Below are 25,149 nucleotides of genomic sequence, written 5' to 3' on the forward strand. Positions count from 1 at the left end.
CTCTGTCATTCAGAACGTGTAGAGAGAATCGATGGATGACGTCGTGTTCAGCTATGCCGATCCTGCTTCGCCGCGGTTGAAGCGGGGCCTCATCAATGTGGTCGAGGCCGCCACCGGCCGACGCGCCCTCAAGCGTCTCTATCGCGATCATTTCGCGCATATGCCTGTCGGCGTCAGCTTCTGGCAGTCAGCTATCAGACTGCTCGATCTCGACGTGCAGTTCGACCGCGCCGCGCTTGCCCGAATCCCGCGCACCGGTCCTGTCGTCATCGTCGCCAACCACCCCTATGGCGTGCTTGACGGGGTGGTGATCTCCTGGCTCGTGGAGCAGGTGCGGCCCGACTTCAAGGTGCTGACCCATTCGTTGCTGTTGCGGGCGCCCGGAGCGCGCCCCAATCTGCTGCCGGTCGATTTCTCTGAAACGCCCGAGGCGCAAAAGACGAATCTTGCCTCGCGCGCTGCGGCGCGCCAGCATTTGGCCGAAGGCGGCTGCGTCGTCGTGTTTCCGGCAGGCGGGATCTCGACCACCCCGGACCGGCTGGGCCGTCGCCGCGCGGTCGACGCACCCTGGCAGCCTTTCACGGCGCAGCTCATTCAGCGCTCCGGCGCCACGGTGGTTCCGATCCACTTCGCGGGGCAGAACGGCCGCCTGTTTCAAATGGCCAGCCACATCAGCCTGACGCTGCGCCTGTCTCTCATCTTTCACGAAGTGAAGACCAAGATCGGCACCGTACTTCCCGTGACGATCGGCGACCCGATCCCCTTCGAGCGGCTGGAACCGATCCAGGATCGTCACATGATGACCGACGTCCTGCGGGCCTGTGTGGACCGGCTGGGCGTGGTCGGCGCTTCGGCGAAGCCTCTGAAGAGCCGCAAGCTGGGCCGGCCTCTCCCGGCGAAGTAAAATCGCTGGCGGTTGTTTGAACTCGGCGGCGACGAGGATCGCTTACGCATTCAACGTCACGATGAGACCAACCTCGCCGATCACGGCTCATAATGAACCGCCTGTAGCCTGCGACCAAGACTTGAGCTAATCAAAGATCTACAAGACTAGTCCCAGTCTTTCGGCCGGTTGATCAGCAGGAAGTCGCTGGCCTCCAAGGCATGTTCCAGAACCCAGGCTTTCGCAGCATCCGAAAGACGCTCGACCTTGTCGGCCTTATAGGACTTGTGGGTCTTATCGAGCTGGAGCGTCGTGATGATCACCAAAATCCGGCCTACAGGTCCGACTGTGCCGCTTGTTTCCCATACCTTGGCGTCTCGAGCGAGCGGATGGTTGAAAGCGCTCGTCATGCAGATCCTCTTCGTTTCGTTTGATCGCGGCACCTGCCTTCATGTCTTTGTCACAATCAACCCATCCACGCTCAAATGATAGGTTTCGAGGCAGACGCTTCCATCTCACGGCCTTTTCATGTGGCGGCGGCCCGTACGTCAGAACTTGGCGATCAAAGCGATCCCGCTGACCATCAGAACGGCGCCGAGCATCCGCCACCCCCCGAGCGGATGCACCTCGGTGCCGAACCAGCCGTACTTGTCGATAATGAGCGACATCAGGATATTGGCCGTGATGGTGAGGCCCGCGAAGGCGCCCGCTCCCACCTTGTCGACGAACATCAGCCCCGCAACCACCGCGAACGCTCCGACCAGACCGCCAAGCGGCGCCCACCATGGCATCCCACTGATGCCTTCAAGTGTCGGTAGCGGGCGCGGCGCGCAAAACATCAGGACGACCAGAAAAGCGACGATCGGCAGGAACGACACGAGGCTCGCGAGCCAGGGGTTGCTCAGCGCATTGCGCAAGACACCGTTCATTGGCGGGCCCCAGGCCTGGAGGGCCCCGGCCACGAGGATGATGGGATAGAGCCAGGCGGCGCTGATGTTCTGCATGGAAAGGCTTCTCCGTTCGGGATCAGACGAGGACGGCGGCGGCGATCGCCAGCAGAAGGGCGGGTGGCATGACGAAACAGCCGAGCTTCAGGAAGGTGCCGGCGCTGACATTCTGACCCTCGCGGCGCAATGCGGTGAGCCAGAGGATCGTGGCGAGAGACCCGGTGACCGAGAGGTTCGGCCCGAGATCGACACCGATCAGAACGGCACTTGTAACCTGCTCGGGCACATGGGCGGTCTGGACGGCACTGCCGGCGATGAGGCCGGCCGGCAGGTTGTTCATCAGGTTCGTGGCGACGGCGAGAATCACGCCAGCGCCCCAGGCGGTCTCGTTTGCCGATGCCTGGGCCGCATCATGGAGAAGCTGGCTCAGACGCGCGATCAAACCGGTCCGGTCGAGCGCCTCGACGAGCACGAAAAGGCCGGCGACGAGGGGCAGGACACCCCATGAGATATCCTTCACGGTGGTCCAGGGCGATGTCCTTTGGGAGATGAGAACGACCGCGGCGGTCACGGCCCCGGCAATCGCGGTCGGAAGACCTAATTGGATGTCGAAGGCGGATGAGACGATGAGCACAATCGCCGTCGCCACGATCCCGAACCCCGCGGTCTTTCCGCCGCCCGAAAGTTCGGGCACCGGCACGTCGGCTTCAATCGTTTGTTGCAGCGCATCGCGCTGGGTCCAGCGCAGCACGAAATAAGTTGCCGCGATCGACAAAACCGAGGGCAAGAGGTAGCGCGGCAGCCATTGCAGCAAGGGAGGCATATGACTGCCGTAAATCACGAGATTGGCGGGATTTGAGATCGGCAGCACGAACGACGCCGCGTTGGCGATGAAGGCGCAGATCAGCAGATAGGGCAGTGGCTGATCGGCCTTGGCGGTCTTGACGGCCGCCGCGACGGCGGGTGTCAGCACCACCGCGGTGGCGTCATTCGACAGGAACGTCGTGACGATGGTTCCGACCGCGTAGATCAGCAGAAACAGGCGCGTGGCCGAGCCCTTTGCCTTTCGGGTGGCAACGGCGGCAAGCCAATCGAACAGGCCCTCCTGGCGGGCGATCTCAGCCAGCAGCATCATGCCGATGAGGAATAGATAGACGTCCGTGCCCTTGGCGATCCCCGACAGCGCGTCGCCCGGCGAAAGCAGCTTGAGCGCCACGAGAAGACAGGCGCCGGCGACGGCCCAGACGGCCTCGGGCCAGTTGAACGGACGCAAGATGACGCCCGCCGTGGCCACGGCGGCGATAATCCAAGTCAGAATGGGGGGCGACATAATCCACTTTCAAAGGGAAGGGGTTTAGCGGGTCGGTCAGGAACTGGCTGCGCCGTTCCGATTGGGCCCGAGCTGCGTGCCGAAAATGCCGTTCTCGGGCCAGGCACCGATCGAGGCGGCGTCGCTCCCCAGACGAGCCCGGGTGGGCGCGCTATAGGAGGTCGTGGCGGCCCGGATGGCATGCTGGCCCGGACGGCCGGTCGCGTCGACGGCCTGGACCTCGATGGTCACCAGCCGATCCGTCGGAATCGCGAGTTCCGCGGTCCATACCCGCTCGCCTGACGCCTGGCTCATGGCGATCCAAGACCCATCCTCGGTACGGCAGGACACGCTTCGGATCGCTTCGCGGCCGATCACCAAGGCCCGCACCGTGCAGCTCCGATCGAGCAAACCGTTTCCCTCCCGCAGCAGACGATGGTCCGCGGGGGCCGTTATGATGACGAAGGGAAATGCGTCGTCGAGCGGCTTGAAGCGCCAGCTGACTTGGCCGGCGTCAAGCGTCGCGATCGAATAACCGACCGGCCCCTCTTCGATCTGGCCGGTCGAGCGTGTGGCGGCGAAGACGGTCCGCCCATCGTTGGCGAGCTCGTTATAATGCGTGTGACCAAGGTCCACGAGCGCGACATCATAGCCGGCCAAAAGGCCGTTCATCGCCTCCGTCTCGCCTTCGCCTCGCAGATCGTCCGGGTAGGTATGGGTGAACACGACACTCGTCTGCTGCCGCAGTTTTGCATCCCTCAGTTCGCGTTCGAGCCAGGCGAGCTGGTCGCTCCCCAACCTAAAATCCGGTCCGCCTCCCCCAGGTCCGCTGATATCGAGGAACAGGCAGCGGGTGCCTTGAACGGTCACGGCTTTTGGCAATGGATCGCTGCCGAGGCCGGCGTAGAAAGCCGTGAGACTGCCCTGTTCCATGTCATGGTCGCCGGGAATGACATGAACCGGGAGACTCAACATCTTGAGGGCGGTTGCCGCGAGCGCGTATTGGCTGGGCAAGCCGTTGTCGGCGTTGTCACCAGGCAGGACGACGAAGTCCAAGCTCGCCCCGCACTGCGTCTCGATCTGCGCGACGATCGACAGAAAGTCGGTGAAGTTGCGCTGCTTCGCGTCCGTCAGATGCAAATCGCCGATGTGTGCGAAGGCGAGGACACCCGCGGTCATGGGTTTCTCGCTCATGCCGAAGCCCCTGCGGGTGCGGCGGTTGGCATCCCGTCGTCCGGCGTTCCGGCACAGGCAGGCTTCAGGGTGGAGGCAAAGCCCACCCAAAGCGCGATCGAAACGAGCGCAAAGCTCCCCAGAATGGTGAACATCGGGCCATAGCCGATCTCTTGTGCCATCCAACCACCGATGGCGGGGCTGAGCGAGGCACCGAGCCCCTGCACGGTCATCACCGCCCCCTGGCCGACATTCACCCGACCGGTCCCGTTAAGGATGCGGGCGACGAGACCTGGGACCGCGACACTCTGAAGCCCGGCGCCGATGCCATCGAGCATCTGCACCGGATACACGCCCCAATGGCTATCCATATGGGCCGCGATCAGACCACGGAGCGGGAGTGCCAGGAACGAGATCAACAGGACAAGCCAATAGCCCTCTTTCTCCGCCATCCGCATCGCCAAGAGCGACACCACGACCATCGTGGCCTGCGCGATCACGATGGTGATCGCCACGAAGCTCGCTGGATTGGCCTGTTTGGAGGCGGCCGCCGCCAGTCCATAGAGCGGCAGCATGGCGCCGTTGCCGAGATGGAAGCAGGCCAGCGCCCCCGCGAGAATCAGCAGCGGCTTGCATTCGAGAAGCACGCGAAAGCCGCTGGCCTGACCCTTGTCGGCGTCGTCCGTGCTGCCCCGTTTCAGTCCCCGCGCTTCGTCATTGTCGATCGAATCGGCGGGAATGAGCAGGACCGACACGATCGAAATCGCACCGAAGAGAGCGGCGAGCCAAAACACGGCCGCGAAACCGAATTTCCACCCGAGGTAACCGGACAGGCCGGCACCCACCATATTGCCGGCGTGGTTGAAGGCTTGGTTGCGGCCGTTTTGTCCATTGAAGCCGGCCTGACGCACCATACCGAGCGTGATGCCCGTAACGGCTGGCCCGATGGCGGCCCCCGCGATGGCGGTCGCGACCTGGGATGCGGCGACGAGCCAGAAGCTTTGGGAGAGCAGAATGATGGTGGAGGCCAGGACCGTACAGATGCCGGGCACGATCACATAGAGGCGCTTATGGCTCGTCGAATCGACGAGTGCGCCGGCGGGTGCCGTCATGATCATGCCGGCCACGCCGCCAATGGTCATCACCGAGCCGATCAGGCCACTCTGCCAGCCATGAGCCAGAAGAAACACGCCGAGGAACGGCCCGATTCCGGCCTGCATGTCGGCCATGAAGAAGTTCAGCGATTGAAGCGGCCATAATCCGCTTTGCCTCGGGCTCGCTGCAGCTGAGGTCGGCATTGCATTCTCGTAAGGAACAAAGGATTTGTCCAAATACGCCGCAGCCCTAACTTATGTTTCCCCTGGATCGAGAAATTCTCAACCTTCAAGAAGGAACCGACGCCGTCAACTGATTGACCTTTCAAGGAATCTCGTAGCCCCTTTCCCGAAGGAGCATCGCGGTCTCGGCCTGTTGAACGGAAGGAGGTCTTCGAAACAGTCGTGGACGGTCGCCGATCGAGGCTGGCGCGCCCTCCGCGTCCAACCGATCATTGCAGCGCTCCGCAAGACCCCATCAGCCGCGAGAAAGTCGAGAATGGCTTACATTTGCACCACCATGGCCTCGCTGGTCGGATGGCTGAAGCTCGTGGCCAGTGACAAGGGATTGGCCGCCGTCTTGTGGACTCGCGACAACCCGCGCCGGGTGCCGCTCGGCGCGGCGTTGGAGAATGACGATCATCCTGTTCTGCGGGAGGCCGTCCATCAACTGCAGGAATATTTCAGTGGCACTCGGAGGTCCTTCCAACTGGAGCTCGATCCCAGGGGAACAGCGTTCCAGAAGGAGGTTTGGGCCGCGCTGCTGCGGATCCCCTACGGTCAAACCCGGACCTATGGCGAGATCGCACGCGAAATCGGCCGTCCCAACGCGGTGCGGGCGGTCGGGGCCGCGAATGGCCGGAACCCGCTGTCGATCGTCGCGCCCTGTCACCGCGTGATCGGCGCCACAGGTGGGTTGACGGGGTTTGCGGGTGGGCTCGAGGCCAAAGTCAAGTTATTGTCGATCGAGGGACATGATTACGGCGCGGACGTCGGCCCGAGGTCGAAGAGTGCCGGCGCTGGACGTCAATTGTGTCGGTCCGCGATACCCGACACACCCGATCTGTTCGGACTCTGAGCCGCGTCCAAAGATACGTCGAGAAACTCGTCCGGAGCGTTTTCCTCGGCGCCACTCGACTTATGGATGAAGTACGGCGCGCAAGACGGTCGTGGCCCCGTTCAAGGTGATTTGCGTCCCGATGCATAGCAACAGGAATGCAAAAAGGCGGGACAGGACCCGGACACGTCCAACTCCCAGCCAGTCCAGCAGGCTGTCGGCCGATCGGTAGCTGACCCAGACCAGGATCGCGACCGCGAGGGCCGCGACGGAGGCTCCGATCACGTAGGCGACCTGCCGGGTCGTATCTCCCGGCACGTTCGAGCCGAGCGCGATCGCGACCGAGATCGTGCCGGGTCCGGTCGTGAACGGCATGGTGAGCGGGAAAAAGGCAAGGTCGTCCGTGTTCGATGTCTCCGCCGCCTCAACTTGCTTGCGTGCCTCGTTGCGCTCCGGTTGTGACAGAAGTTCCCAGGCCCGGACCGCCACCACGAGGCCGCCTGCGATCCGCAGCGCATCAACCGTGATTCCGAAGAAGCGCAGCACATAGACGCCGCCCCACAGCGCCACCAGCATCACGGCGGCGGCATAGACGGCCACCTGCCGCGCGAGGATCTGGCGCTGCACGTGCGATCGGTCGGCTGTCACTTGACCGAAGATGAAAGCCGAGCCGGGCGGATTGACGATGGAGAACAAGGCCGAAAAGGCGAGGAGGAAGTCCTGTAGGATGGTCCAAGGCTCGAACATTCCCAAGGCGGCTCCAGTGTGACTGGCAAGCATTGGACGGCAACTAGACCTTGGTCAAATCGACGACGGGCCAATCTAGCGCCGACGACCGAACCAGCCGCTCGCACCGGCGCCCGTCGGATTCGCACTGAGGCGGTCGCGATGCGGCACCATCGATTTGAAACAGAGGCCGATCTCCGTGCCTCGACGCCAAACGATCCGGCTCGATATGGTCGAAGCAAAGATCGACGACGTCAAAGTGCACGTGTCCAGGAGGAACGCACAGGAGGTCAGACGAACGCGGGCGCCGCTTGCAGACACATCGAGCACAATTCCGGAGACTTTCGCTCGACCGCTCTCAACCGTCGCCGGCACGGAAACACTCCGCCGGGACTTCTCGCGTCTTTCCGAGATCATGAAACGCCCCCAAGCGTTGTTAGTCATGACCTAACGTTAATCGATAGAACTGAAGCGATCGTTGATGGCGGCGGAGCCTGGTTGCTGATCAAGGATTGGACCGTAACCCCTCGCTCGGCGCAGCTTTGCATTGCGTCCGTGAGCCTCATAGGCCGGACAAAAAAGAGCCGCCCGAAGGCGGCCCAAGTCTAGGGAGGAAACGCCCAAGAAGGGCATGTAGCGCGAGCGCTACGGTCACAAAGGTATCATGCATTGCAGCATGGTCAAGATCAGTGCCCCGCCTTCGGTGGAGTGCTGCGATCAGGTGTCGATTATGTCACAGGCGTCGACACGGCATGTGAGCCTCGCAAGAGGGCGCCCCCCGGTTGATTTCCTTTTGGCCTTTACCGGGGCGCATCCGGCATTCCAAGGGCTTGCCGGAGCAAAGGCTGCGTCATCAAGCGCCTGCCCGACTCCGTCCTACGATGAAACAGAGTGGCAACGCTTGCGTTGTCGGCGCGGAGCTACTGCATGGGTCTCGTCCTCTACGCGCTGAAATATCGAATTTCGTTTTACGTCATTTCGCTGCTCGTTCTGTTTGGCGGCATAGGCGCGAGCGTCGTCACGCCAAAAGACGTTCTGCCGAACGTCAACATTCCGGTCGTCGTCGTGGTGTGGACCTACAACGGTCTCAACACGACCGACATGGCGTCGCGGATCACCACTTACAGCGAGTTCTCGCTCTCCAACAACGTCAACAATATCCAGCGGATGGAGAGTACGACGCTACCGGGCTCGGCGATCGAGCGGATCTATTTCCAGCAGAACGTCAGCATCGATCTCGCCATCACGCAGGTCGTGTCCGCCATGAACTCGATCCGGGCCGTGATGCCACCCGGCGTTCAACCGCCCGTCGTGATGCGTTTCTCCGCGTCTTCCGTGCCCGTCATCCAGCTGGCCCTCTCGTCCAAGACCTCCAGCCAGGCGGCGATCTACGACTATGCGCAATACCGGATCCGGCAGACCCTGACCCAGGTGCCGGGCTCGACCCTGCCATCGCCTTACGGGGGTGCGCCACGGCAGATCATGGTGGATCTCGATCTTCGGGCGCTGCAGGGCTATGGCCTCACACCGCTCGATGTCACCAACGCGGTCGTGTCGCAGAACATCGTCGTGCCGTCCGGGCTCGCCAAGATCGGCGAGTTGCAATATCCGATCCGCCTCAATGCCTCGCCCCAGTTGATCGACGAACTCAACCAGCTGCCCGTCAAGGTCGTGGGCGGGACGCCGGTGCTGGTCCGCGATGTCGCCAACGTGCGTGACGGCTCGCCCCCGCAGCTCAACATCGTGCGGACCAACGGCCTGCGGTCGATCTTGGAGACCATTCTCAAGAACGGTGAGGCCTCGACCCTGACAGTCGTCAACAACGTCAAGAGCTTCCTTCCTCAGATCCGAGCCGCGGCCCCTAAAGGGTTCGAGATCACGCCGATCGGCGATCAATCGGTGTTCGTGACAGGCGCCATCAACGACGTAGTGCGCGAGGCGCTGATCGCGGCCGGCCTGACGGGATTGATGATCCTACTGTTTCTCGGTTCATGGCGATCCACGCTCGTCGTGCTCGCATCGATTCCTCTCGCCATTCTGTTCGCCCTCATTGTGCTGAGCGTGCTCGGTGAAACGTTGAACATCATGACGCTGGGCGGGCTCGCCCTCGCGGTCGGCATCCTGGTCGACGACGCGACCGTGGCGATCGAAAACACCTATCGGCTGATGGAGAATGGCAAGAGCTTCCGCGATTCGGTGGTGGAAGGGGCTGCCGGCATTGCCAAGCCGGCGCTGATTTCGACCCTTGCCATCTGTTCGGCCTTCGTCTCGGTCTTTTTCCTGACCGACGCCCCAAAATATCTCTTCACACCGCAGGCCATGGCGGTCGTGTTCGCGATGTTGGCGTCATATTTTCTGTCGCGCACACTCGTTCCCATCATGATCGACGTGCTGGTCAAGCGGGAGTTCGACAGCAAATACGGCGCCGAGCACCAGGAGGGCCCGCAGCGGGACAGACAGGAATCGCCAGCGGCCATCGAGAAGCCCAAACCCGGATGGATGCGACGCCAATGGTCGTCCATATGGCGCCATGTCGGGAAACCCTTGCGTTGGGCCGGCCGGCAGGCTTTGCCGGCGTTCCGAGCCGTATCAAGTTGGATGCGCTGGGGCCATGGCCGGTTTGAGGCCGGCTTCGCACGCTTCCAACGCGGATATGCCGGACTGCTCCAGGCCACGATCGCACACCGCCTCGCGACCCTCGGGGTGGTCGCGGCTGTCTTCGCTCTCGGGGCCGGCATCTTCGTCTTCACGGGCCAGGACTATTTTCCGCAGGTCAGCGGCGACAGCATGACACTCCATATCCGGACGCGAGACGGGGAGCGGATCGAGACGGCCGAGCAGGTCTTTGCGCGTGTAGAAAGGGTCGTGCGCGAAACCGTCCCCAAGAAGGATCTCGAATTGATCCTCGATAATATCGGCTTGCCGTCGAGCAACTACAATTTCGCGTTCGGGGACGGGTCTTTCGTGGCCTACAATGACGGACAGATGATCATCTCGCTCAAAGAGGGTCATGCGTCGACGTTAGACTACATGAAGCGGCTGCGTGACGTGCTGCCGCAGAAGTTCCCGGACGTCATGTTCTACTTCCAGCCCTCCGACATGATCACGCAGATTCTGGATTTCGGAACGATCACACCGATCGACATCCAGGTCAGCGGCCGCAAAACCGAGAAGGACCTTGAGGTCGCCGGGGAGATCGAGGCCAAGCTGCGCGGCGTACGGGGTGCCGTCGATGTGCATCTTCACCAGATCACGCATGCGCCGGAACTCTTCGTCGACGTCGACCGCAAACTCGCCTCCGAGATCGGCTTGACCGAGCAACAGATCGCGCAGTCGATGAATGTGTCGCTCTCCGGCAGCTATCAGGTCCAACCGAACTTCTGGGCCGACCCGAAGACGGGCATTCCCTACCAACTCTGGGTGCAGACGCCGGAATGGCGCAACGACTCCCTGCAGGCGTTGAGCGACACGCCGATCTTTCGGACATCCTTGAACACGATGGATCCGATCGGCACCACCTCCGTTCCCGGTGCGTCCTCTGGCGGAGCGCAGGCGGCCGATCAGCCGGGCGTTCTGACACTCCTGTCCACAGTCGCAACAATGCGGCGTGATTCCCAGCCGACCGTCATAAGCCACGTCAATACGCAGAATACGCTCGATATATTCGCAAGCGCCCAGGACCGCGACCTGGGGGGAATCAGCAAAGACATCGACCGCATCGTCGCAGACGCGCAGAAAAAGCTCCCGGCTCCAGACAAGATCACGGTCCGGGGCCAGATCGAGAGTATGCACAGCGCATTCGGGCGGATCGAACTCGGCTTGGCCATCGCGATGGTCGTGGTCTACATGCTGATGGCCGTCAATTTCCAGAGTTGGGGCGACCCGCTCGTGGTGATCCTGGCGCTGCCGATCGCTTTCTGCGGCATCCTTACGAGCCTGTTCGTCACGCACACATCCCTGTCGATTCCGTCGCTCTTCGGCGCCATCATGAGTGTCGGGGTCGCGAGTTCGAACTCGATCCTCCTCGTGACCTTTGCCCGCGAGCATCGCGAGGAGACCGGGTGCAACGCCGTCGAGGCGGCGATCGCCGCGGGTGAGACAAGGCTGCGGCCGGTCCTCATGACGGCCGGCGCCATGTTCGTCGGACTTCTGCCGATGGCCATCGGCATCGGCGAAGGCAGTGAACAGAATGCCGCACTGGCACGCGCGGTGCTGGGTGGCGTGGCCTTCGGCACCTGCTCCACGCTGCTGTTTGTGCCCTTCCTGTACGCGACGCTCCGGCAGGGTCGCTTCAAAGGCGTGGAGGACTACCGATGACCGAACGCCTCACCCCCGAATCCGAACCCGAGATTGACGAGCCGCAGAGCGTGCACGGCGAGCGGGATCGATCCGAGGCTGCCGCTCCGCGAACCGAAACCAGGCGGCATGGGACGGACCGGCCCAACGATGGACGGGACGTTATCGAGCTCTCGCCGACCCCCACGAAAGAGGAGTCATCAACAGCCGCGAAGCCGGACGATCACGGAAAGCCCATCGAAGGGGACGAAAACCCACCCAAGCCACCGCCCAAAAGCGTCTTCGTGGTCGCTGGACTGATCATCTGTGCGCTTGTGGCCTGGGGAGGTTACACCCATTGGCGATCCTACGAATCCTCGAAGCAGACGGCCAACGACACGGTGACCCGGCCCGTCGAGCTACGGACCACGGAAGCCAAGCGGCTCGATAAGCCGATCGAGCTGACGCTGCCCGGAGAGACCCAGGCCTTGGACACGGCCAATATCTACCCGCGAGCAACCGGCTACATCGATCAGCGCGCCGTCGACATCGGATCGCGCGTGAAGAAGGGCGATATGCTCGTCCACATCTCGGCCCCCGATCTCGACCAGCAACTGGCTCAGGCGGAAGCTCAGATCGGCCAAACCAGGGCCTCGCTGGTGCAAGCCAAGGCGCAGGTCGCCCAAGCCGAAGCCACCGTCAATCTCGCGCAAGTCAATCTGGCCCGCGCCAACACGCTCACCCAGCAGGGCTACGAGACGCAGCAGAACAGGGATCAGCGCCAGGCCGATACGCAAACCCAACAGGCGAATGTCGATTCCGCCAAAGCCGGGGTCGCGGTTGCGGAGGCCAATATCAGGGCCCAGCAGGCCGCGATCGACCGCTTGACGGCCTTGACGGCATTCGAGACCGTGAAGGCGCCCTTCGATGGGGTGGTCACGTCCCGTAACGTCGATGTGGGTGAACTGGTCAACCAGGACAGCAGTACCGGAACACCGATGTTCACGGTGGTGCGAGACGCCATCATGCGCGTGATCGTCCGGGTGCCTCAAGGCGTGTCGGACGGCATCCGCGACGGGCTCGACGCCAAAGTCGTGGTGCCGCAGAGCCCGCAGCAAGAGTTCAAGGGCCATGTGACCCGCAGTTCGGTGGCGCTGCTCTACTCATCCCGCACTCTGACCACGGAAGTCGATGTCCCGAACGAAACCGGAGCGCTCCGGGCGGGCCTCTATGTGACGGTCACGTTCTCGGTCCCGCGAGCGAACCTGGAGGTCAACGTTCCCGCCGAAGCCCTGATGTTCGACCAGCATGGCGTCCGGATCGCCATCGTCGAGAACGATATCGTCAAGCTGGTCGCGGTCGACATCGCGCGGGACAATGGAACGACCCTCGACCTGCGCAATGGCTTGAAGGGAGGCGAGCGCGTGGTCCTCAACCCCCCGGCCACATTGAAGGACGGTGCGAAGGTGAAGGAGATCAGGGAAGAGGACGAGAAGAAGCAGGATGAGGAAGACAAGGCCAAGACGGCCGCGGGCAACGACAAGCAGGCTGCCTCGTCCAATAAGAATGGCGGGACATGAGCGGACGCTGCTTAAATCTGACACGGCTGACCTTCCAGACCCGCGATCTGATGTTTGCCGCCCGGACGTGACCATGTCACAAGCCTAGGCAGCAGTCTCCCGAACGACCGATCTGATGGACGGCAGCATGGCAATCAAGTTCGTGGACAAGGTGGATAAGGCAGAAAGCGGCTCCTCGGCCGCCAAGAAGGCCGGCGAAGCTCGCGCGGCCGGAGAGGCTCGTTTCGCCACCCCGATCGAAGCCGTTGCACCCGTGAACCCGGACGCAGGCTCGGAGCTTCCTTTCACGGAACTCCCGCGTGCCGAGAAGAAGAAGCGTGGGCGCAAGGGACCGCCGGCCGCCTGAATGGTCTGCGATCGGGCCGGCGCTCAGACCACGTGATCGGAACGCAGTTCACAGCGTGAAGCGGTTTCCGGTGTTTCGAGCTGGATCGTCACGTGGCCAATCCCGAATCGGTCGCGCGTTTCGCGTCCGATCCGTTCCAGCAGAAGACCGTCACCCGAAGCATCGGCACGCACCAGATGCGCCGTCACGGCGGTCTCGGTCGTGCTCAAACCCCAGATATGCAGATCGTGCACCTCGTCGACGCCGGGCAGGCCGATGAAATAGTCGCGCACGTGCTGCGGATCGATCCCCGGCGGCACGGCATCCATCGCAAGCGCGAACGAGTCGCGAAGCAGACCCCAGGTGCCGGCGACGATGACGACCGAGATGGCGAGGCTTGCGACCGGATCGAGCCAAAGCCACCCGGTCCAGCCGATCACGAGCGCGGCGACGATCACCCCGACCGTCACGGCGGCATCCGCGACCATGTGCAGGAAGGCGCCCCGCACATTGAGGTCATCCTTGCGGCCCGACATGAACATGAGGGCCGTGCCGGCATTCACCAGCACACCGATCACCGCCACCCAGACGATCGTCGATTCGACCACCGGCGCGGGATGGATCAGCCGGCGCGTGCTCTCCCAGACGATGGCGCCCGTCGCGACGAGGAGGAAGACCGCATTGGCGAGCGATGCCAGGATCGGCCCGCGTTTGTACCCGTAGGTGCGCTGCGCGGTCGGCCGGCGCTTCGCGAGCGTCGCGGCGATCCAGGCGAGGACGAGGCCGAACACGTCGGACAAATTGTGACCCGCATCGGCCAGCAGCGCCATCGATCCCGAGGCGACGCCGAAGAACGCTTCGATCACCACATAACCGAGGTTGAGGCTCACACCGATCGCGAAGGCGCGTCCGAAATCGGCCGGTGCGTGACTGTGACCATGTCCGCCATGCGCGTGGCCGTGGGCGGCGTGATCATGGGAAGCGTGATCGTGCCCCTCGTGGTGATCTTGATCGTGGGAACCGTGGTCATGTCCCATCAATCCACCTCGTTCCGCATCGTCAGATCCGCCCGCGTGATGTCTTCGTCGAAGCCCGGAGATCTGGACCGCATGACGCCCGGTTCGGTCATGCGCCTTCCCGCATGGGGCCCTCGCTGCGGGCCTTGGCGATGGCTGCGGCGAGCACCTCGGCGGTCTGCGCGCCCGGCACGGCATAGCGGCCGGCGAAGATGAAGAACGGGACGCCGGATACGCCGAGCCGGACGGCCGTCGCGATCTCGTCGCGCACATCAGCTTCATCGGCGCCGCTCGCAAGAAGCCGATGCACCAGGGTCGCATCCATACCGGCCGCCTCCGCGAGTCCCACCAGCATCTTTCGGTCGCCGATGTCCCGGCCCTCGACGAAATAGGCCTGGAACAGGGCTTCCACGACGGCATCTTGCAGATCGGCCGAGAGCGCCCAGCGGATCAGCCGGTGGGCATCGATCGTATTGGGGGCACGCGCGATGCGATCGAACGCGAAGGCGATCCCCTCCTCGGCGCCGGATGCGGACAACTTCTCATGTGCTGCATCGAGCGCCGCAAGACTGCCGAACTTGGCCGAGACATAGGCGCCCCGGTCAAGGCCGGCGGGCGGGATCGTCGGGTCGAGTTGAAAGGGTCGCCAGCGGATGTCCACCGGCTCCCCACTTTGCGCGATCGCCGCTTCGAGGCGCCGTTTGCCGAGGAAGCACCAGGGACACACGACATCGGACACGACATCGACCGTAACGACGCCGCGTTCGAGCGCCTGCCGGGCCGGGGAATCATCAGGTTCCGCCCTCATGGACGCCTCCACCAGGTTTCGCTCGGGGTGACGTTGTTCACGCCGAACAGAGGAAAACGATCGGGGTGCCCCAGTCTGCTCGCATAGGCGATCCACTGCGCATTCGTATGATAAAGCGGGATGATGTAGAAGCCGGACAGGAGGACGCGGTCGTAAGCCCGCACGGCCGCGACGAAATCCTCATGGGTTCGGGCGGCCAGCATGGCGCCGATCATCGCGTCGATCGCGGGGGAACGTGCGCCTGCCAGATTGAAGGAGGCCTGCTGGGCGGCGCTGGCCGAGCCCCAGCGGGACCTCTGTTCCATGCCGGGCGAGGGCGACGCCGTCCAGGTGCCGAACATCATGTCGAAATCGAAGGCCTGACGCCGTCGCTGGTATTGCACCTCGTCGACGGTGCGCACCGTCAGGGTGATGCCGATCCGCTTGAGATCGTCGGCATAAAGCAAGGCGAGACGTTCCTGGTGGCGGTCGACCACCATGATCTCGAAGCTGAACGGCTGGCCACTCTTGCCGACGAGCCTGTTGCCATCGAGGCGATAGCCGGCCTGACCGAGCAGCGCCAAGGCGCGTTCGGCGGCGCGCCGGTCGCGTCCCGACCCGTCGCTCGTCGGTGGCCGCCATGTCCCGGCCATGATGTCGGGCCTGACGGCGTCGGGAAACGGCGCCAACAGCGCGCGTTCACGCGCGTCGGCCGGGCGGCCCGTCGAGGAGAGCTCGCTGTCGGCGAAGAAGCTGTCGGTGCGCGTGTAGAGCCCGCCGAACAGATTGCCGTTCAACCACGCGAAGTCGAACATCTCGCCGAGCGCCTCGCGCACACGGATGTCGGCGAAGAGCGGGCGCCGCGTGTTGAACGCAAAACCCTCCATGCCTTTCGGGAGCCCTGAGGGAATCGCCTGCTTGACGATACGGCCATCGCGCACGGCCGGGCTGTCGTAGCCGGTGAGCCAGCGGGTGGGATCGGTCTCGATGCGGTAATCGCAAAGCCCCGCCTTGAAGGCTTCGAACAGACCATTGGCGTCGCGATAATAGGTGAGGTCGACCGTGTCGAAATTGAACATGCCTCGCCGCACCGCGCGATCCCTCGCCCAGTAATTCGGGTCACGCCGCAGTTGAAGCTTCTGTCCCGGTTCGACCGACGCGATCGTGTAGGGGCCACTCGACACAGGCGGTGCGAGCGTCGTGTCGTCGAAATGGGCAGGATCGGTATGGGCCTTGGACAAGACCGGCATGAGCCCCAGCGTCAGCGGCATTTCCCGATCATCGAGACCCTGAAGATCGAAACGCACCGTGAGCGGATCCAGCGCCTGCGCGGCATGGATCAGCGAGAAGGCCGCGCGCTGCTGCGGACGGCCTTTCGTCTTCAGAAGCTCGAAGGTGAACAGGACGTCCTCGGCCCGGATCGGCGTCCCATCCGAGAAATGCGCCGCGGGATCGAGATGGAAGGTCACGAAACTGCGCGCCTCATCCGTGTCGAGCGACGATGCGATCAGGCCGTAGAGCGTGAAAGGCTCATCGGGCGAGCGCGTCATCAGGCTCTCGTAGACGTTCACGATGAGCCCCTGCGCGGTCGAGCCCGCCTTGAGGTTGAAGGGATTGAGGCTGTCGAACGTGCCGAGGAAGCACAGCGACAGATGCCCACCCTTCGGCGCCTCGGCGTTGATGAAGGGAAAAGCCGGAAACGGCACGCTCAGCGCCGGCGCGCCATGCGACGCGATCGCCTCATCGGCCTTCGCCGACCCGAAAGAAAGCGCCAGAGCGGCCAATAGCCAGACGCCAGGGAAGCCGCGATTCGCCATATCCCGGATGCTCATGGCGCGCCCCGGGCGCTCGCGCAAGCCTTTTGCGGGGCTCTGGCCAGCCCGTGGGCAAAAGGCTATGAGAAACGCCACCTTGTCGCCGCATTGGCGGCTGATGAGCACGCGATTTCCCCAGCGTGTCCGCGTGGACCGCATCATCGGGGCCGATACGGGGCTGCCGCGCCTGGCTGGCCACCTTAGTTTCTAGGAAGGATCGAGAATGCATTTTCGTTCAACGTGCTTGGGGTTGACCGCGGCCCTAGCTCTCGCCGGGATGACGGGCCAGGCGCTCGCTCAGGGCAAACCGGCGACTGCGCCGGCTGCCGGCCAGGCGCCGGCCCAGCAGCCTCAGGGCCCCGTCAAACTCGACCTGATATCGACCGGTTCGGATTGGGTGAAGGTCTGCGGACAGGATCAGGGCAACGGCAAGAAGATCTGCTACACGACGCGCGACTTCTCGACGGCCGCGGATCAACCCCCGGCCATCGCGCTGGCGGTCTATGACATCCAGGGCGACGACCAGAAGGTGTTTCGCCTCCTGACGCCGGTCGGCCTGCTGATCCGGCCGGGCTTCCGGTTCTCGGTCGACAAGGGAGCCCAGTTGGAGGGATCGTTCGAGATCTGCATGCCCAACGGCTGCTTCGCGGAAGCCAAGGTCAAGCAACCCACGATCGACAGCATGAAGAAGGGCACGACGCTCAACGTTTCCTTCAAGAACTCGGCCAACAACGAACTCACCTTCACCATGCCGCTGTCCGGGTTCGGCAAGGCCTTCGACGGCCCCGCCATCGACCCCAAGGTGCTGCAGGAGAAGCAGGCGCAGATGCAGCAGGAACTGCAGAAGCAGCTCGAGGACAAGGCCAAGACGCAACGCCAGCAACTTGAGCAGCAGAATGGCGCCGCACCTGCCGCACCTGCGGCCAAGCCCGCGGCTCCCGCGCAATAATCATCAATCTTGACGAGATCGGCGGCGGCGTTCGGGCCGCCGTTTTCAATGGCCCGGGACCGTCTTCACCCGGTACGACCCATCATCCAACCGGTTGAACACGTCGTCGATCTGGGGATGCCGCAAAGGTTCGCTCGACCGGTCCGGAAGCAGGTTCTGCTCGGAGACATAGGCGATGTATTCGGTGTCGCTGTTCTCCGCGAAGAGATGATAAAAGGGCTGATCCTTCGAGGGCCGCAGGTTTTCAGGAATGGCAAGCCACCATTCTTCGGTGTTGGCGAAGACGGGATCGACATCGTAGATCACGCCCCGGAAGGGGTAGCGGCGGTGCCGAACGACTTGGCCGATGCCGAATTTCGCTTTGCGCTCTTGCATAGCCCGCTCCGCCTCGAACTCCTTTGTGTGGGAAGCGCCGATCGCTCCCCCGCCCTCTCGTGAGGGACATTTGGCTTGCCATGCTTCAAAGCAAGCTTCTTGCCAAGCTTTAATACAGAGATGGTGGTCGCGGATCCGGTTCGCAGCGGCTGATGGTTGAGGATAAGCCACCCCATGACGATGATCGACGGTCACTTGATGCGAGGCAGTGGCGAAATCGGTCCGAGTCTGGCACTGTCGTGTCTGACAACCCACATCACAGATGCCGGCGGTGATCGCCAGGCACCAAGAGGAGAATGGAATGGCCGCTGGCAAGTCATCCTTCAAGGTCATGACGCTGTCGGACGCAGCGGCGGATCGGATACGCGAGATCGTGGGAGATGCCGACAAGCCCTTGTTCGGCCTCCGGGTGGGAGTGAAGAACGGCGGCTGCGCCGGCATGTCCTATACGATGGAATTCGCCGACGCCCCGCAGAAGCACGACGAAGTGGTCGAAGACAAGGGCGCACGTGTGCTGATCGACCCTAAGGCAATCCTGTTCCTGCTCGGCACCCGCATGGACTTCCGGCGCGACAAGCTGTCGTCGGGATTCGTGTTCGAGAATCCGAACCAGACATCAGCCTGCGGCTGCGGTGAGAGCGTCGCGATCACGCCCGCGGCACCGGAAGCTCTCGCGGCCCATTGAGGGTCGGCAGCGTCACGCACCGTGACGCGCGCTTCCTGGGACTCGATGAGACATGACGAAAAAGCCGAAGTTGCCTTCGGCTTTTTCCTTTTCTTGATCCTTGTTTCCGTGTTGCGGCTCAGTCAGGCGCCGCGCCGGAGGACGGCAGCACTTCCGGCGCCTCGGCAAGACGTTTGGTTTTCAAAGCCGAGAGACGTGCGTCTTCCTGGGCGGAAAACACATGAAACTCATGCAGGATCTGACGGGTCGACGGGATCGCGAGCTTTCGCCCGAAGCGCCTGAGTAGTGCCACGACTACGGCCTCCCTGCGGCGGAGAGGTCGTCGTCGCATGCGCCGGCCGGTCCGGCCGGCGACGTGCCCATGAGGATGATGGGCATCGTTCCGGGCTGAGACCCGAAGGAACTCAGCTGATGCTCGGCCACAACCCGGCGATAGGCCTCGGATTTGCTCTTGATGCGATATTGCAAGTCGGTGCCGAGGTGAGGCATTTGGGCCTCCACCGTGAAGGGGTTCAATTTCGAGAAGAATTGTCCCTCGTGGAAGTTCAGGGACACGACATCCCCGACTTCATACAGATGGCTTGCCATGGATCACCTCGCTTGCAGAACTCACCCCGGCGACGTTTGATCAGTAATCCATGCCGCCCATACCGCCCATGCCACCGCCGCCACCCATCGCGCTACCGGCCTTATCCTTGGACGGCGCATCCGCGATCATGCTCTCGGTCATGATCAAGAGACCGGCGACCGAGCCTGCATTCTGGAGTGCGGTGCGGACCACCTTCGCCGGATCGACGATGCCGGCTTCGATCATGTCGACATATTGCTCCGTCTGGGCGTTGTAGCCGAACGTCGCGGAACCGTTCTCGGCGATCTTGCCAACCACGATCGAGCCTTCCACGCCGGCGTTCTCGGCGATTTGGCGGATCGGGGCCTCAAGCGCCTTCGACACGATGTTGATGCCGGCCTGCACGTCGGCAACATCGCTCTTGAGCTTGGCGACCGCGAGCTTGGCGCGCAGAAGCGCCGTGCCACCGCCAGGAACGATGCCTTCTTCCACGGCCGCGCGGGTCGCGTTCAGGGCGTCGTCGACGCGGTCCTTCTTTTCCTTCACTTCGACTTCCGTCGAGCCGCCGACGCGGATCACCGCGACACCGCCCGCGAGCTTCGCCAGACGCTCCTGGAGCTTTTCCTTGTCGTAATCCGAGGTCGTCTCCTCGATCTGCGCCTTGATCTGGGCGATGCGGCCCTCGATGTCGGCCTTCTCGCCATAGCCGTCGATGACGGTGGTGTTTTCCTTTTCGATGCGGACCCGCTTGGCGCGGCCGAGCATCTCCAGGGTCACGGATTCGAGCTTGATGCCGAGTTCTTCCGAGATCATCTGGCCTTTGGTCAGGATCGCGATGTCTTCCAGCATCGCCTTGCGGCGATCGCCGAAGCCCGGGGCCTTGACGGCCGCGACCTTGAGGCCACCGCGCAGCTTGTTGACCACGAGTGTCGCGAGCGCTTCGCCTTCGATATCCTCGGCGACGATCAGCAGCGGCTTGCCGGTCTGAACGACGGCTTCAAGCACCGGAAGCATCGCCTGCAGCGACGAGAGCTTCTTCTCGTGGATCAGGATGTAGGGCTCGTCGAGTTCGACGACCATCTTCTCGGCATTGGTGATGAAATAAGGGCTGAGATAGCCACGGTCGAACTGCATGCCCTCGACGACGTCGAGCTCGGTCTCGGCCGTCTTGGCTTCCTCGACGGTGATGACACCTTCGTTGCCGACCTTCTGCATGGCTTTGGCGATCATCTCGCCGATCGACTTATCGCCATTCGCCGAGATCGTGCCGACCTGGGCGACCTCATCGGAAGACTTGATCTTCTTCGAGCGGGACTTGATATCGTCGAGGGCCGCCGTTACGGCCAGATCGATGCCGCGCTTCAGATCCATCGGGTTCATGCCGGCGGAGACGTATTTCACGCCTTCCTTGATCATGGCATGCGCCAGAACGGTCGCGGTTGTGGTGCCGTCGCCTGCGGTGTCGTTGGTCTTCGAGGCCACTTCGCGCACCATCTGGGCGCCCATGTTCTCGAACTTGTCGTCGAGTTCGATTTCCTTGGCGACCGTCACACCGTCCTTGGTGATGCGGGGCGCGCCGTAGGATTTGTCGAGAATGACATTGCGGCCCTTCGGGCCGAGCGTCACCTTGACGGCATTGTTGAGAATATCGACGCCGTGCAGCATGCGATCACGAGCATCGGCGGAAAAGCGGACGAGTTTAGCTGACATGTTGTACTCCTGAACCGAAGTTCAAAGGGAAATCGAATCGAACCGCAGGCTCAGGCCACGACGCCCATGATGTCGCTCTCCTTCATGATGAGGAGATCCTGGCCATCGATCTTGACCTCGGTGCCGGACCATTTGCCGAACAGCACCTTGTCGCCAGTCCTGACGTCGAGCGGATTGATCTTGCCCGTCTCGTCACGTGCACCAGGGCCAACCGCGACGATCTCGCCCTCCTGGGGCTTCTCCTTCACGGTGTCGGGGATAATGATGCCGCCTTTGGACTTTTCTTCGCCTTCAAGCCGGCGAATAGCGACCCGGTCGTGCAACGGACGGAATTTCATGGTGCTCATTTCCGGTCTTTTTGCAGAGCCTCAATCGAGGCAGATGCTGTCGACACGGGCGAGCTTATCTTGACCTGAGCCTTATATGGCATCGGACTGCGACAATTGTAAGCGGCAGTCGGGGAGATTCATCGATCGGTTCGAACCTGTCGGCGTGTATTTCCTCCGCAGCCGGGCGGCCTCCGCTGGAAAAAAGCTTGCCAGGCCGGCGTGAATTCGGCCGAATATCGGCCAAGCGAAACCACGAAGGACCCGACCGCATGCGCCGCAAGATCTCTTCACGATGGCGGCGACACGGATGGGTTGCGGGTGTGCTGATCGGCTTTGCGGTCTCGGTCGGCGCCGTACGAGCCGCCGATGCCGCGACGCAATTCGTCATCATGGACAATGATTTCGCAGGTCCGGGCGCCACCGATATGCAGGCGGTGCTACCGCTTCTGGCCGCACCGAACGTCACCGTGCTCGGCCTGACGGTAGTGACGGGGGATGGATGGGAGAACGAGGAATCGGCGCATCTGCGTCGGCTTCTGGAAATCGCCGGGCGGACCGATGTGCCGGTTGTCGATGGTGCCGTTTATCCGCTGATCAACAGCGTCGGGCGCATGCGGCTCTGGGAACAGCATTATGGGACCATCCCCTGGAAGGGCGCCTGGGGCGCGCTCGGCTCCATCGACAAAGTGTCGGCCGAGCAGCCCCCCGTACCGACGCTGCCCGAAGGCGCCCCGACCCTGAAAGCCTCGGCCGAAATGGCCGCGGCCTTCCTGATCCACCAGGTGCATGCGCATCCCCACGAAGTCACGATCATCGCGGCCGGCCCCTTGACCAATCTGGCTCTGGCCATCCGCATGGACCCGACCTTCGCGGCGGACGCCAAAGCGCTTGTCTTCATGGGTGCGCTGATCGACACCAACATGATGGCGGTGACCGGCAATGCCGATTATGCCTCGGACTTCAACTTCATCTTCGATCCCGAGGCCGCCCATATCACGCTGACGGCGCCCTGGCCCAAGATGATCGCGGTCGGCAATGTGTCGAATGGCGTGATGATGACACGTGCCCTGATGGACAAGGTGGCATCCGTAAAGACGCCGCTGACCGACTACCTGTCCAAATATTTCATCGAGCTACCGCTCTGGGACGAGATGGCGGGAGCCATCGCGCTTGACCCGACGCTGGTCACGAAGTCGGTCGACGCCATGATGGATGTCGATTTGTCCACCGACGTCAACTACGGCCATGCCCATGTCTGGTCGGAGGCGCTCGCGCCGAAGAATATGGATCTGCAGAGGGTCACCATCGTCCAGGCCATCGACACGCAACGCTTCCTCGACGGTTTCGTGAAGGCGGCTCAGGTCGCGCCAAAGCCTTAGCGGGATCCGCGAACAGGAGGCCGGAACGGGTTCCGCCGGTCCCCGAAAGCTTCAGGCGCACGCGGTGTCTAGGTCGCGTTAAGCAAATTCAGCGAAAACTGCAATCCAAATCCCCTTGTTCAACGCCAGAGAACGACCCTCAACTTTCCAAGAACACTTTGTCTTCTTGATCCGAGGTGTTGGGTATCCGAGGGCTCGTCGCGGATGACATTCAAAGATCTTCCCCTCGCCCGCAAGCTGGGGTTCGGTTTCGGTGCCGTCCTGGTCGTCGTGGCGACCAGTTCTGCCTTTGTCTATCTCAAGATCGGGCAGGTGGCGGAGATCGAGCGCGTCAACGATACGTCCGGAACCGCGCTCAATGATCTGGACTTGGCTTGGGGAAACCTAAACGCGGCGCGGACCAATCTTCGACGCTTCGTGATGACAGGCAATGCGGCCGACAAACCCAAGATTATCGCCAGCGTCGAAGCACTCGAGCAAAGGCTGCAGCATGCGAAAGACATTGTGGTCAAGGACGCTCCTGCGCTCTTGCCAGATCTCGTCGACTATCAAGACAAGATCGACGTCTACATCCACAAGGCTGTGCTGCCGCAAGCCGAGTTAGCCTCGGACACGAGCGCTCGGGCGCAGGTCGCAGCAACCCTGAGTTCATCGGCCAATGCGGCCTACACGGGCCCGATGGACCTGTCCTATGACAAACTGCGCGGAAAGCTCGGGGCCTGGTCGGACGCCTCGACCACGGCGGGCTATCGAGCCATGGACCAGATCCAGTTCATCGTTGTGGCAAGCGGTATTCTGTCGGTTCTCATTGGATTTGGGATGGCCTGGCTGATCATGCGGGCCGTGAGCCGGCCGATCACGTCCATGACGAACGTCATGCATCGGTTGGCGGCTGGCGAGAACACCGTGGAGGTTCCGGCACGCAACCAAAAGGACGAGATCGGACAGATGGCGCAAGCCGTCCAAGTCTTCAAGGAAGCTGCGGCCGAGAAGCTGGAACTCGAACGGAACGCCGACGAAAGTCGTCGACAGGTCGAAGCGGTCCGCGCCGAGAACGAGGCCGCTCGCCTGAAAACCGCGCAACAGCAGGGGAAGGTGGTGGCCGACCTTGCCGCGGGCCTCAGCGCGCTCGCGGGCGGCGACCTCGTTCAGCGTCTCCGAGAACCTTTCCCTCCCGAATACGAAGCCTTGCGTGCGGATTTCAATTCGGCCCTGTCCGAACTCCAGGAGGCCATGAAGATCGTCATAGCCAACGCATCCGCCATCAAGGCGGGCAGCACTGAAATTTCGACCGCCTCGGACGATCTCTCGCGGCGCACCGAGCAGCAGGCGGCCAGTCTTGAGGAAACAGCGGCAGCGCTCGACGAGATCACCGCCACTGTGAACAAGACATCGGACGGTTCGAAACACGCGCAAAAGGTCGTGGCCGCCGCAAAGGCCGATGCCGAACATTCCGGTGCCGTCGTGACGCAAGCTGTCGGAGCCATGGACGCCATCGAAGCCTCCTCCCGTCAGATCGGCCAGATCATCGGAGTGATCGACGAAATTGCGTTTCAGACCAATCTTCTGGCCTTGAACGCGGGCGTCGAGGCCGCGCGTGCCGGCGATGCGGGTCGTGGTTTCGCAGTGGTCGCGTCCGAAGTACGGGGGCTGGCGCAGCGTTCGGCTGAGGCCGCCAAGGAAATCAAGACGTTGATCTCGGTTTCGAGCCAGCAGGTCGGGCAGGGCGTCACCCTCGTTGGTGAAACCGGAAAGGCGCTCGAGCGCATCATCGCCCAGGTGAATGAGATCAACACTGTGGTGACCGAGATCGCCGTCAGTACCCAGGAGCAGGCCACGGCTCTGCAGGAGGTCAATACGGCCGTCAACCAGATGGATCAGGTCACGCAGCAGAATGCCGCGATGGTCGAGGAAACCACCGCCGCCAGCCACGGCCTCGCCCGGGAAACGGAAGAACTCGGTCGTTTGATCGACCGCTTCCGGGTCGTCCCAGGGGAGAAAGGTCCGTCAGGGCGATCGTTCGAAGAGCCTGTCATGAGGACGCGGAACAGCCTGCCAACCGGAGCGCCGATGCTGAAGCGAACGGGGCGAGCCGGCGCGGTTCGCAAAGCCGAAGCGGCGCCCGCGCCCGAAACCTGGGACGAATTTTAGAGCCGAGACCCGGCATG

24 protein-coding genes are annotated in these 25,149 nt (G+C 62.8%); 9 read left to right on the forward strand and 15 right to left on the reverse strand.

Going from position 1 to position 25,149, the window contains the following annotated elements; genetic code table 11:
- Positions 1-31 precede the first annotated feature (31 nt).
- Positions 32-904 (forward strand): lysophospholipid acyltransferase family protein, encoded by an 873-nt coding sequence (locus tag M8523_RS13120; RefSeq protein ID WP_282585318.1) that lies wholly within the window; start codon positions 32-34, stop codon positions 902-904.
- Positions 905-1,050: 146 nt separating this feature from the next.
- Here M8523_RS13120 and M8523_RS13125 read toward each other — a convergent pair whose 3' ends face one another.
- From M8523_RS13125 to M8523_RS13145, 5 genes are all read right to left on the reverse strand, one after another.
- Positions 1,051-1,293 (reverse strand): hypothetical protein, encoded by a 243-nt coding sequence (locus M8523_RS13125; protein ID WP_282585319.1) that lies wholly within the window; start codon positions 1,291-1,293, stop codon positions 1,051-1,053.
- A 138-nt stretch (positions 1,294-1,431) separates the two neighbouring features.
- Complete coding sequence (locus M8523_RS13130; protein ID WP_282585320.1) at positions 1,432-1,887, reverse strand: DMT family transporter; 456 nt, start codon at positions 1,885-1,887, stop codon at positions 1,432-1,434.
- Positions 1,888-1,909: 22 nt separating this feature from the next.
- Complete coding sequence (locus M8523_RS13135; RefSeq protein ID WP_282585321.1) at positions 1,910-3,160, reverse strand: arsenic transporter; 1,251 nt, start codon at positions 3,158-3,160, stop codon at positions 1,910-1,912.
- Between the two features lie 36 nt (positions 3,161-3,196).
- A complete protein-coding gene (locus tag M8523_RS13140; RefSeq protein WP_282585322.1) occupies positions 3,197-4,333 on the reverse strand; it encodes a metallophosphoesterase family protein in 1,137 nt (378 codons plus the stop codon).
- Entirely contained in the window at positions 4,330-5,610 is a 1,281-nt protein-coding gene (locus M8523_RS13145) for an MFS transporter (protein WP_282585323.1), read from the reverse strand. The genes M8523_RS13140 and M8523_RS13145 overlap by 4 nt, the downstream gene beginning before the upstream one ends.
- Before the next feature lie 295 nt (positions 5,611-5,905).
- Between M8523_RS13145 and M8523_RS13150 the strand changes: the two genes are divergently transcribed.
- Entirely contained in the window at positions 5,906-6,484 is a 579-nt protein-coding gene (locus tag M8523_RS13150) for a methylated-DNA--[protein]-cysteine S-methyltransferase (protein WP_282585324.1), read from the forward strand.
- A 60-nt stretch (positions 6,485-6,544) separates the two neighbouring features.
- Here the strand turns inward: M8523_RS13150 and M8523_RS13155 are convergent, their stop codons facing one another.
- Complete coding sequence (locus M8523_RS13155) at positions 6,545-7,210, reverse strand: MarC family protein (protein WP_282585325.1); 666 nt, start codon at positions 7,208-7,210, stop codon at positions 6,545-6,547.
- 75 nt (positions 7,211-7,285) lie between these two features.
- Positions 7,286-7,633: a PilZ domain-containing protein gene (locus tag M8523_RS36740; protein ID WP_428350457.1), complete on the reverse strand. Its 348-nt coding sequence runs from the start codon at positions 7,631-7,633 to the stop codon at positions 7,286-7,288.
- 483 nt (positions 7,634-8,116) lie between these two features.
- Between M8523_RS36740 and M8523_RS13160 the strand changes: the two genes are divergently transcribed.
- From M8523_RS13160 to M8523_RS13170, 3 genes are all read left to right on the forward strand, one after another.
- Positions 8,117-11,506 carry an efflux RND transporter permease subunit gene (locus M8523_RS13160; protein ID WP_282585326.1) on the forward strand — a complete coding sequence of 1,130 codons (3,390 nt, stop codon included), beginning with the start codon at positions 8,117-8,119 and terminating at the stop codon, positions 11,504-11,506.
- Positions 11,503-13,044 (forward strand): efflux RND transporter periplasmic adaptor subunit, encoded by a 1,542-nt coding sequence (locus M8523_RS13165; RefSeq protein ID WP_282585327.1) that lies wholly within the window; start codon positions 11,503-11,505, stop codon positions 13,042-13,044. Before M8523_RS13160 ends, M8523_RS13165 begins: the two co-directional genes overlap by 4 nt.
- A gap of 127 nt (positions 13,045-13,171) precedes the next feature.
- Positions 13,172-13,390: a hypothetical protein gene (locus M8523_RS13170; RefSeq protein WP_282585328.1), complete on the forward strand. Its 219-nt coding sequence runs from the start codon at positions 13,172-13,174 to the stop codon at positions 13,388-13,390.
- A 23-nt stretch (positions 13,391-13,413) separates the two neighbouring features.
- On the opposite strand, the gene M8523_RS13175 is transcribed toward M8523_RS13170, so the two are convergent.
- The 3 genes from M8523_RS13175 to M8523_RS13185 all read right to left on the reverse strand — a co-directional run bounded on the left by M8523_RS13175 (position 13,414) and on the right by M8523_RS13185 (position 17,004).
- Positions 13,414-14,406 (reverse strand): cation diffusion facilitator family transporter, encoded by a 993-nt coding sequence (locus M8523_RS13175; RefSeq protein ID WP_282585329.1) that lies wholly within the window; start codon positions 14,404-14,406, stop codon positions 13,414-13,416.
- Positions 14,407-14,494: 88 nt separating this feature from the next.
- The gene (locus M8523_RS13180) at positions 14,495-15,193 is read right to left on the reverse strand and encodes a DsbA family oxidoreductase (protein WP_282585330.1); all 699 of its coding nucleotides are present in this window, start codon (positions 15,191-15,193) and stop codon (positions 14,495-14,497) included.
- On the reverse strand, positions 15,190-17,004 hold the full coding sequence (locus tag M8523_RS13185) for an extracellular solute-binding protein (protein ID WP_282585331.1): 1,815 nt from the start codon (positions 17,002-17,004) through the stop codon (positions 15,190-15,192). Before M8523_RS13185 ends, M8523_RS13180 begins: the two co-directional genes overlap by 4 nt.
- A gap of 205 nt (positions 17,005-17,209) precedes the next feature.
- Here M8523_RS13185 and M8523_RS13190 point away from each other — a divergent pair, with 205 nt between their 5' ends.
- Entirely contained in the window at positions 17,210-17,935 is a 726-nt protein-coding gene (locus M8523_RS13190; RefSeq protein ID WP_282585332.1) for an invasion associated locus B family protein, read from the forward strand.
- 45 nt (positions 17,936-17,980) lie between these two features.
- Here the strand turns inward: M8523_RS13190 and hspQ are convergent, their stop codons facing one another.
- Entirely contained in the window at positions 17,981-18,310 is a 330-nt protein-coding gene (gene hspQ, locus M8523_RS13195) for a heat shock protein HspQ (protein ID WP_282585333.1), read from the reverse strand.
- 301 nt (positions 18,311-18,611) lie between these two features.
- Between hspQ and M8523_RS13200 the strand changes: the two genes are divergently transcribed.
- A complete protein-coding gene (locus M8523_RS13200; protein WP_282585334.1) occupies positions 18,612-18,995 on the forward strand; it encodes a HesB/IscA family protein in 384 nt (127 codons plus the stop codon).
- Between the two features lie 118 nt (positions 18,996-19,113).
- Here the strand turns inward: M8523_RS13200 and M8523_RS13205 are convergent, their stop codons facing one another.
- From M8523_RS13205 to M8523_RS13220, 4 genes are read right to left on the reverse strand one after another with little or no spacing between them, the layout of a single operon-like run.
- Entirely contained in the window at positions 19,114-19,287 is a 174-nt protein-coding gene (locus M8523_RS13205; protein ID WP_282585335.1) for a hypothetical protein, read from the reverse strand.
- A gap of 2 nt (positions 19,288-19,289) precedes the next feature.
- Complete coding sequence (locus M8523_RS13210) at positions 19,290-19,583, reverse strand: hypothetical protein (protein WP_282585336.1); 294 nt, start codon at positions 19,581-19,583, stop codon at positions 19,290-19,292.
- A gap of 40 nt (positions 19,584-19,623) precedes the next feature.
- Positions 19,624-21,273 (reverse strand): chaperonin GroEL, encoded by a 1,650-nt coding sequence (gene groL, locus M8523_RS13215; RefSeq protein WP_282585337.1) that lies wholly within the window; start codon positions 21,271-21,273, stop codon positions 19,624-19,626.
- Positions 21,274-21,323: 50 nt separating this feature from the next.
- A complete protein-coding gene (locus tag M8523_RS13220) occupies positions 21,324-21,611 on the reverse strand; it encodes a co-chaperone GroES (RefSeq protein ID WP_282585360.1) in 288 nt (95 codons plus the stop codon).
- A 260-nt stretch (positions 21,612-21,871) separates the two neighbouring features.
- On the opposite strand from M8523_RS13220, the gene M8523_RS13225 reads away from it, so the two are divergent.
- Both M8523_RS13225 and M8523_RS13230 read left to right on the forward strand, forming a co-directional pair.
- Positions 21,872-22,981, forward strand: coding sequence for a nucleoside hydrolase (locus M8523_RS13225; protein WP_282585338.1), 1,110 nt, complete (start codon positions 21,872-21,874; stop codon positions 22,979-22,981).
- Positions 22,982-23,185: 204 nt separating this feature from the next.
- Positions 23,186-25,132, forward strand: coding sequence for a methyl-accepting chemotaxis protein (locus M8523_RS13230; protein WP_282585339.1), 1,947 nt, complete (start codon positions 23,186-23,188; stop codon positions 25,130-25,132).
- Positions 25,133-25,149: the final 17 nt, after the last annotated feature.

The sequence above is a fragment of the Lichenifustis flavocetrariae genome (genome assembly GCF_026130545.1).
In the GTDB taxonomy this organism is placed as follows: Bacteria; Pseudomonadota; Alphaproteobacteria; order Rhizobiales; family Beijerinckiaceae; genus Lichenihabitans; species Lichenihabitans flavocetrariae.

Coding starts and splice junctions, on each gene's coding strand:
- M8523_RS13120 (WP_282585318.1), top strand. CDS start 32: ATGGATGACGTCGTGTTCAGCTATGCCGATCCTGCTTCGCCGCGGTTG.
- M8523_RS13125 (WP_282585319.1), bottom strand. CDS start 1,293: ATGACGAGCGCTTTCAACCATCCGCTCGCTCGAGACGCCAAGGTATGG.
- M8523_RS13130 (WP_282585320.1), bottom strand. CDS start 1,887: ATGCAGAACATCAGCGCCGCCTGGCTCTATCCCATCATCCTCGTGGCC.
- M8523_RS13135 (WP_282585321.1), bottom strand. CDS start 3,160: ATGTCGCCCCCCATTCTGACTTGGATTATCGCCGCCGTGGCCACGGCG.
- M8523_RS13140 (WP_282585322.1), bottom strand. CDS start 4,333: ATGAGCGAGAAACCCATGACCGCGGGTGTCCTCGCCTTCGCACACATC.
- M8523_RS13145 (WP_282585323.1), bottom strand. CDS start 5,610: ATGCCGACCTCAGCTGCAGCGAGCCCGAGGCAAAGCGGATTATGGCCG.
- M8523_RS13150 (WP_282585324.1), top strand. CDS start 5,906: ATGGCTTACATTTGCACCACCATGGCCTCGCTGGTCGGATGGCTGAAG.
- M8523_RS13155 (WP_282585325.1), bottom strand. CDS start 7,210: ATGTTCGAGCCTTGGACCATCCTACAGGACTTCCTCCTCGCCTTTTCG.
- M8523_RS36740 (WP_428350457.1), bottom strand. CDS start 7,633: ATGACTAACAACGCTTGGGGGCGTTTCATGATCTCGGAAAGACGCGAG.
- M8523_RS13160 (WP_282585326.1), top strand. CDS start 8,117: ATGGGTCTCGTCCTCTACGCGCTGAAATATCGAATTTCGTTTTACGTC.
- M8523_RS13165 (WP_282585327.1), top strand. CDS start 11,503: ATGACCGAACGCCTCACCCCCGAATCCGAACCCGAGATTGACGAGCCG.
- M8523_RS13170 (WP_282585328.1), top strand. CDS start 13,172: ATGGCAATCAAGTTCGTGGACAAGGTGGATAAGGCAGAAAGCGGCTCC.
- M8523_RS13175 (WP_282585329.1), bottom strand. CDS start 14,406: ATGGGACATGACCACGGTTCCCACGATCAAGATCACCACGAGGGGCAC.
- M8523_RS13180 (WP_282585330.1), bottom strand. CDS start 15,193: ATGAGGGCGGAACCTGATGATTCCCCGGCCCGGCAGGCGCTCGAACGC.
- M8523_RS13185 (WP_282585331.1), bottom strand. CDS start 17,004: ATGAGCATCCGGGATATGGCGAATCGCGGCTTCCCTGGCGTCTGGCTA.
- M8523_RS13190 (WP_282585332.1), top strand. CDS start 17,210: ATGCATTTTCGTTCAACGTGCTTGGGGTTGACCGCGGCCCTAGCTCTC.
- hspQ (WP_282585333.1), bottom strand. CDS start 18,310: ATGCAAGAGCGCAAAGCGAAATTCGGCATCGGCCAAGTCGTTCGGCAC.
- M8523_RS13200 (WP_282585334.1), top strand. CDS start 18,612: ATGGCCGCTGGCAAGTCATCCTTCAAGGTCATGACGCTGTCGGACGCA.
- M8523_RS13210 (WP_282585336.1), bottom strand. CDS start 19,583: ATGGCAAGCCATCTGTATGAAGTCGGGGATGTCGTGTCCCTGAACTTC.
- groL (WP_282585337.1), bottom strand. CDS start 21,273: ATGTCAGCTAAACTCGTCCGCTTTTCCGCCGATGCTCGTGATCGCATG.
- M8523_RS13220 (WP_282585360.1), bottom strand. CDS start 21,611: ATGAAATTCCGTCCGTTGCACGACCGGGTCGCTATTCGCCGGCTTGAA.
- M8523_RS13225 (WP_282585338.1), top strand. CDS start 21,872: ATGCGCCGCAAGATCTCTTCACGATGGCGGCGACACGGATGGGTTGCG.
- M8523_RS13230 (WP_282585339.1), top strand. CDS start 23,186: ATGACATTCAAAGATCTTCCCCTCGCCCGCAAGCTGGGGTTCGGTTTC.